This is a genomic window from Acidimicrobiales bacterium (assembly GCA_036273495.1).
In the GTDB taxonomy this organism is placed as follows: domain Bacteria; phylum Actinomycetota; class Acidimicrobiia; order Acidimicrobiales; family JAJPHE01; genus DASSEU01.
Map to the genome: position 1 here is coordinate 1 of DASUHN010000157.1, position 7,509 is coordinate 7,509.

The 7,509-nt window shown below is 72.4% G+C and carries 5 protein-coding genes; 3 read left to right on the forward strand and 2 right to left on the reverse strand.

The window, feature by feature from the left end; translation table 11 throughout:
• The 3 genes from VFW24_06590 to rodA all read left to right on the forward strand — a co-directional run.
• A partial coding sequence (locus VFW24_06590) for a glutamate synthase-related protein (GenBank protein HEX5266423.1) occupies window positions 1–1,699 on the forward strand: 1,699 nt, incomplete at its 5' end.
• Window positions 1,692–3,146 carry a glutamate synthase subunit beta gene (locus VFW24_06595; GenBank protein HEX5266424.1) on the forward strand — a complete coding sequence of 485 codons (1,455 nt, stop codon included), beginning with the start codon at window positions 1,692–1,694 and terminating at the stop codon, window positions 3,144–3,146. The genes VFW24_06590 and VFW24_06595, both read left to right, overlap by 8 nt.
• Before the next feature lie 26 nt (window positions 3,147–3,172).
• Complete coding sequence (rodA, locus tag VFW24_06600) at window positions 3,173–4,315, forward strand: rod shape-determining protein RodA (protein ID HEX5266425.1); 1,143 nt, start codon at window positions 3,173–3,175, stop codon at window positions 4,313–4,315.
• A 431-nt stretch (window positions 4,316–4,746) separates the two neighbouring features.
• Here the strand turns inward: rodA and VFW24_06605 are convergent, their stop codons facing one another.
• Together VFW24_06605 and VFW24_06610 are read right to left on the reverse strand one after the other, a co-directional pair.
• Complete coding sequence (locus VFW24_06605; protein HEX5266426.1) at window positions 4,747–6,048, reverse strand: FtsW/RodA/SpoVE family cell cycle protein; 1,302 nt, start codon at window positions 6,046–6,048, stop codon at window positions 4,747–4,749.
• A 482-nt stretch (window positions 6,049–6,530) separates the two neighbouring features.
• On the reverse strand, window positions 6,531–7,509 hold a 979-nt coding region (locus VFW24_06610; protein ID HEX5266427.1), incomplete at its 5' end, for a YbhN family protein.

Here is a 7,509-nt window from a genome sequence, read left to right on the forward strand (position 1 = left end):
CGACGACCTCCAGATCAAGATCTCGCAGGGCGCCAAGCCGGGTGAGGGTGGCCAGCTGCCGGGCCAGAAGGTGTACCCGTGGATCGCCCGGACCCGGCACTCGACGCCGGGCGTCGGCCTGATCTCCCCGCCGCCCCACCACGACATCTACTCCATCGAGGACATCAAGCAGCTGATCCACGACCTCAAGTGCGCCAACCCGTGGGCGCGGGTCCACGTGAAGCTGGTGGCCGAGGTCGGGGTGGGCACGGTGGCGGCGGGGGTGTGCAAGGCCCACGCCGACGTGGTGCTGATCTCCGGCCACGACGGGGGGACCGGCGCCGCCCCCCTCACCTCGCTCAAGCACGCCGGGGCCCCGTGGGAGCTGGGCCTGGCCGAGACCCAGCAGACCCTCCTGCGCAACGGGCTGCGCGACCGCATCGTGGTCCAGGTCGACGGACAGCTGAAGACGGGCCGCGACGTGGTGGTCGCCGCCCTCCTCGGAGCCGAGGAGTTCGGCTTCGCCACCGCGCCCCTCGTCGTGTCGGGCTGCATCATGATGCGCGTCTGCCACCTCGACACCTGCCCCGTCGGGGTGGCCACCCAGAACCCCGAGCTGCGCAAGCGCTTCAGCGGCAAGCCGGAGTTCGTCGTCACCTTCTTCGAGTACATCGCCGAGGAGGTGCGCGAGCTGCTGGCCGAGCTCGGCTTCCGCAGCCTCGACGAGGCCATCGGCCAGGTCGAGATGCTCGACACCGTGCCGGCCGTCGACCACTGGAAGGCCCACGGTCTCGACCTCACCCCGATCCTCGAGATACCCGAGGTGGAGCCGGGCGCGGCCCGGCGCTGTGTCACCACCCAGGACCACGGTCTCGAGCGCAAGCTCGACAACGAGCTGATCCGCCTGGCCCGGCCCGCCCTCGACGACGGCCGCCCCGTCGAGATCGACCTGGCCATCCGCAACGTCGACCGCACGTTCGGCACCATGCTCGGCCACGAGATCACCCGCCGCTTCGGCGGGTCCGGCCTGCCCGACGACACCGTCGTCGTCCGGCTGTCCGGCTCGGCGGGCCAGAGCTTCGGCGCCTTCCTCCCACGGGGCGTGACGCTGCGCCTGGCCGGGGACGCCAACGACTACTTCGCCAAGGGGCTGTCGGGGGCCCGGATCGTCCTGCACCCCCCGCCCGAGTCCCCGTTCCCGGCCGAGACCAACGTGGTCGCCGGCAACGTGGCCCTCTACGGCGCGACCGGCGGGGAGGTGTTCATCCGCGGGGCGGTGGGGGAGCGGTTCTGCGTGCGCAACTCCGGCGCCACGGCGGTGGTCGAGGCGGTGGGGGACCACGGCTGCGAGTACATGACCGGGGGCCGGGTCGTCGTGCTCGGGCCCACCGGGCGCAACTTCGCGGCCGGCATGTCCGGCGGCGTGGCCTACGTGTACGACCGCGACGGGACCTTCCCGGCACGCGTCAATCCCGACATGGTCGACCTCGACCCCCTCGAGGCGGATGACGTCGAGGCCGTGCACGACCTCGTTTCGCGCCACCTGGCCGAGACCGGCTCGACAGTGGCGGAGCGGCTGCTGGCGGTGTGGCCGTTCGAGATCGGCCGCTTCGTCAAGGTGATGCCCCGCGACTTCAAGCGGGTGGCCGAGGCGGCCCGCCGGGCCGAGGCCGAGGGGCGCTCGGTCGACGAGGCCGTGATGGAGGCGGCCCATGGGTAAGCCCACCGGCTTCCTGGAGTACGGCCGGGAGACCCCCACCCGCCGCCCCGTCCCGGTGCGGCTCCGGGACTGGCGCGAGGTGTACGAGCCGTTCCCGGAGGAGAAGGCCCGCACCCAGGCGGCCCGCTGCATGGACTGCGGGATCCCGTTCTGCAACAACGGCTGCCCCCTCGGCAACCTCATCCCCGACTGGAACGACCTGGTGTTCCGCGGGGAGTGGGAGGAGGCCAGCGAGCGCCTCCACGCCACCAACAACTTCCCCGAGTTCACCGGCCGGCTGTGCCCGGCGCCCTGCGAGGCGGCGTGCGTGCTCGGCATCAACGCCGACCCGGTGACGATCAAGCAGATCGAGGTGGAGATCGTCGACCGGGCGTGGGACGCCGCGCGGGTCGTCCCGGTGGTCCCGAGCGCCCCGACCGGCAGGCGGGTGGCGGTGATCGGATCGGGCCCCGCCGGCCTGGCCGCGGCCCAGCAGCTCACCCGCGCCGGCCACACCGTGGTGGTCTTCGAGCGCGCCGACCGCATCGGCGGCCTGCTGCGGTACGGGATCCCCGAGTTCAAGATGGAGAAGCGGGTGCTCGAGCGCCGGCTGCGCCAGATGGAGGCGGAGGGCACCGAGTTCCGGGCCGGCGTCAACGCCGGTGTCGACGTCACCGGCGACCAGCTGCGGGCCGAGTTCGACGCCGTGGTCCTGGCCGGGGGCGCCACGATCCCGCGCGACCTGCCCGTGCCCGGCCGGGAGCTCAGCGGCGTCCACCAAGCCATGGAGTACCTGCCCCTGTCCAACCGGGTACAGGAGGGGGACCTGGCCGAGTCCCCCCTCAGCGCCGCCGGCAAGCGGGTCGTGATCATCGGCGGAGGAGATACCGGCGCCGACTGCCTCGGGACGGCCCACCGCCAGGGGGCGGTGTCCGTCCACCAGCTGGAGATCCTGCCCCGGCCCCCGGACACCCGCAGCTCCGACCACCCCTGGCCCACCTGGCCGGTCATCTTCCGCACCAGCTCGGCCCACGAGGAGGGCTGCGAGCGGGTCTACGCCGTCTCGACCACCGAGCTCGTGGATGACGGGACCGGGGCGCTGCGCGCCCTGCGCGGTCACGAGGTCCAGCCGGTTCAGCACAACGGCACGACCAGCTTCGAGGCCGTCCCCGGGTCCGAGTTCGAGATCCCGTGCCAGCTGGTCCTGCTGGCCATGGGTTTCCTCGGAGCGCAGCGGGAGGGCCTGGTGGAGCAGCTGGGCGTGGATCTCGACGCCCGGGGCAACGTGGGGCGGGACGCGGCGTGGGCCACCAACGTCCCGGGGGTCTTCGTCTGCGGGGACATGGGCCGGGGCCAGAGCCTGATCGTCTGGGCCATCTCCGAGGGCCGGGCGTGCGCCGCCGCCGTGGACGCCCATCTCATGGGCGGGACCGACCTCCCGGCCTTGATCACGCCGACCAGCCGCTAGAACCTCGACCGCTACCCTGCAGGCCCGTGGCCCGCGTCCTGGACCCGAACGTCGGCCCGACCGGGCGCTACCTCCGCCACCTCGACCTGCTGCTGCTGCTGTCGACGCTGATCGTGTCGATCGTCGGCGTGGTCATGGTGTACTCCGCCACCCGCACCAAGCTGCAGCTGCTCGGGGACGACCCCCACCTGTACCTAAAGCACCAGGCCACCTACGTGGTGCTCGGCATCCTCGTGATGATCGTGTGCATGGTGTTCGACTACCACCACTTCGAGGAGATCGGCCTCCTGGGCTACGGCCTGGTGCTGCTCCTCCTGCTGGCGGTCATGTCGCCGTTCGGGTCCCGCGCCCTCGGCTCGCAGCGCTGGTTCCAGGTCGGCTCCTTCCAGCTGCAGCCCTCGTCGTTCGCCATCCTGGCGCTGATCCTGGCCCTGGCCACGATGATCAGACGATGGGAAGGCGACATTGACGCGCGCCGCCTGGTCGTGCTGCTGGCCATGGGGGCCGTGCCGGTGGCGCTGGTGGCCATCCAGCCCGACCTCGGCACCGCCATCACGTTGGGGTGCGTGCTCGGGGCCATGCTCGTGGCCGCCGGGGTCCGGGCCCGCTACCTGGTGGCCGTGGCGGTCGTGGCGTCGGTAGCGGTCTTCGGCGGGATCCACCTCCACGTGCTCAAGCACTACCAGGTGGAGCGGCTCACCGCCTTCCTCAACCAGAACTCGTGCGGGCCGACCAACCAGGCGGGGTACAACCTGTGCGAGTCCAAGATCGCCATCGCCAACGGCGGCGGCTTCGGCAAGGGCCTGTTCCACGCCCCCCAGACCAACCTGCAGTACGTCCCCGAGCAGCAGACCGACTTCATCTTCACCGCCGTGGGGGAGCAGCTCGGCTTTGCCGGCGCCGCCTCCCTCCTGGCCCTGTTCGGGATCATGGTGTGGCGGGTGTGGCGCACCGCCCAGCTGGCCTACGACGTGTTCGGGGCCATGCTGTGCGCCGGCGTCCTCGGCTACATCGCCTTCTCCGTGTTCCAGAACGCAGGCATGACCATGGGCATCATGCCGATCACCGGCATCCCGCTGCCGCTCGTGAGCTACGGGGGCTCGTCCACCATCGCCACCTTCGCCGCCGTCGGCATCGCCCTCAACGTCGGCATGCGTAAGTACCGGTAGCGGCGGTGAGAGCTGTTTCGGTCGTCGGTGTGCTGATGGACCTCCCCAGTCCCAACCCCGTCCTGATCCTGCGCGAGAACGACGGGGAGGAGCGGGAGCTGCACATCCCGATCGGCTTCCCCGAGGCGTCGTCGATCGCCGCCGCCCTGCGCGGTGTGCGCTGGCCCCGCCCCGTCACCCACGAGCTGATGGCGGACGTGCTCGGGGAGTTCTCCGTGCAGGTCGAGCAGGCCGTGATATCCGGGGTCCGCGAGCGGACGTTCTACGCCCACCTCGATCTCATCCGGGGAGAGGACCGCCGGGTCGTCTCGTGCCGGCCGTCGGACGCGGTGGGGCTGCTGCTGCGCCTCCCGGGCTCCGGCCCGCTCCTCGTCGTGGACGACGTGATGGACCGGGAGGGGATCAGGACCCGCCCGCCCGAGCCCGCTCCGTCAGACCCCGCCGGCGCCCTCGTGGGAGACGCGCACGAGCAGGGCCAGGAGGATGTAGTTGGCGACGAGGGAGGACCCGCCGTAGGCCACGAAGGGCAGGGTCACGCCAGTGACGGGGAGGAGCCGGACCACGCCGGCCATGATGAAGAAGGCCTGGAAGCCGAGGATGGCGGTGAGCCCGGCCACGAGCAGCTTGGCGAAGTCCGACCGTGACCGCAGCGCCGTCCTGATCCCCGCCCCCACCAGGAGCACGAACGCCATCAGCACGGCGGTCGTGCCGAGCAGGCCCAGCTCCTCCCCGATGGCGGCGAAGATGTAGTCGCTGGCCACGACCGGCACCAGGTCGGGACGCCCCAGTCCCAGCCCCGAGCCGGTCAGCCCGCCGCTCCCGAGCGCGAACAGCGCCTGCACCGACTGGTAGCCGATGGTGTGGGAGTACGGCCACGGGTTCCACCACACCGTGATGCGCTGGTGGACGTGGGGGAAGGCGGCGCTCATGACCACGGCGCCGATGGCAAACAGCACCGCCGCCACGACCAGGTAGGCGGCCCGCCCCGTCGCCACCCAGAGCATGGCGATGAACAGCACGAAGATCAGCAGCGAGAAGCCCACGTCGCGCTCGGCCGTCATGACGAGCAGCGACAGCCCCCACATGAGGACCAGGGGGCCGAAGGGCCGGGGATCGGGCACGAGCAGGTTCCCGACGCGCGACGTCGGGGTGATGAGGAGGTCCCTCTTCTCCACCAGGTAGGAGGCGAAGAACACGGCCAGGGCCAGCTTGGCCAGCTCGACGGGCTGGAACGTGAGGGGCCCGAGGCGCACCCACAGGCGGGCCCCGTTGATGTTCTGGCCCAGCTTCGGGGCCAGGGGGGCCAGCAGCAGCAGCACGCCCGCCGCGGCGATCAGGTACCGGTAGCGCTCGAGCAGCTGGATGCGCCGCACCACGACGAGGGTCAGCACGTAGGCGCCCACGCCGATGGCGGTCCACAGCGCCTGCAGTCCCGCCAGGTGGGAGCTCAGCCTGGCGATGAACACGTACCCGACCGCGTTGAGGAACGCCGCGAGGGGCAGCAGGACCGGCGTGGCCCGGCCCGCCAGGCGCCGGGTGGCGACGTGGGCGCCCAGCAGGAGGAGCAGCAGGCACCCGAAGAACGGCAGGGCGTTGGCGGGGATCGAGGCCGTGCGGCCCAGCGACGCCAGCAGGTAGGCCCCGCCGGCAAACAGCGCCACCAGCAGCAGCAGGCCCAGCTCGGTCGTGCGGCGCACCGGGGCGGAACGGGTGGCTGCGGACCGCGTGAGCATCGCCGCACGGTAGTTTCGCCGCGTGGTGATCCTCGGCGCGCTGGGTGCGGCGCTGGCGGCGGTGGCCGTGGTACTCGTGGTCCTGGCGCTGGTCGCGGCGGTGGGCACGGCCCTCCTCGTGCGCCGTCTGCGCCGGCCCCTCCTGCTGGTGAAGAGCGTGACCGTGCCCCTGCGGTGGCGCTGGTCGCTGGCGCGCCAGGCCGTGCTGCACCGCCGGCTGCTGGTGGCCGTCGGTCAGGTCCGGATGGCGCTCCCGGCCGGCCGGGACGGGCCGTGGCAGGACCTGGCTGCCGACGTGGAACGGCTGGCCGCGGGCGTGGATCGCGAGCTGGTCGAGGTGGACCGCCGGACCCGCCCCCTCCGCCAGCGCGCCCTGCCGCCCCTCGAGGCCAGGGTCCGCGAGGTCGAGGAGGTGGCCGGCCGCCTGGTCTCCACCGTGGGGAGCTGGGAGGTGTCGGGATCGGGGCGGTCGGCGGGGGAGATCATGGAGCGCCTCCAGGCGATCGACGCCGCTCTGGGCGAGCTCCAGGCGCCCCCGGGCGCAGCCGCCATTCCACCGGCGCCGGACGCTCCGGCGCCGCGTCCTCCGGACGGCCGCTCCGGCCCGGCCGCCGGGTGAGGGCCTGGAGCTGGCCGGTGTCCATGAGGCTGCTGTCCACCCGCAGGCTCAGGTAGGTGGCGCCGCCGGTCGGGATCGGCAGCCAGAAGTTCACCAGCCGCCACGACAGCACGCCGAGGGTGGCCACGCCCTTCGACATGTTGAAGCCCACCAGGGAGGGGATCAGGACGCCCTCGACGACCCCGAGGCCCCCCGGGGTGATCGGCAGGGCGGCCAGCACGTTGGCCAGGCCGTAGGCCACGATCAGCCCGTCGGGGTTGGCGGCGCTGCCGAAGGCCAGCAGGAACACCCACAGCGACGCGGCGTCGAGCAGCCAGTTGGCGGCCGCCCACCCCACGCAGCGCCACAGCCGGGTCCGGTCGCTCGTCAGCTCCTGGAGACGCACGGCCAGCCGGCGGAACAGGGCCTCGGTCCGGTCGGCGGTGATGACCGGCACCCGGCCCGCCACCGCCCGCAGCACCCGCACGGCCCGTTCCTCCCCCCGGGTCATCAGGACGGCTATGGAGGTGACGAAGCCGATCAGCAGGATCCCGAGGACCGCCGCCGTCCCGTAGAGAGGGTTGAATCCGTACAGGGGGATGGAGACGATCAGGCCCACCCACAGCAGGCTGTTGAGGACCACCGCCGAGCCGATGCCCTGAAGGGCCAGGGCAAAGGCGGCGTCGGGTCCCGCCACCCCCGATCCGGTCAGCAGGCGGTAGCCGAGGGTCCCACCGGCGGCCACCCCGGCCGGCACCACGTGGCTGATCGACAGGGTGGCGAAGTTGATCCGGAACACCCGCTCGAGCCGGAGGACCCGGTGGGGGAGCAGCGAGAGCGTCAGCTGGGCGTAGGCGGCCAGG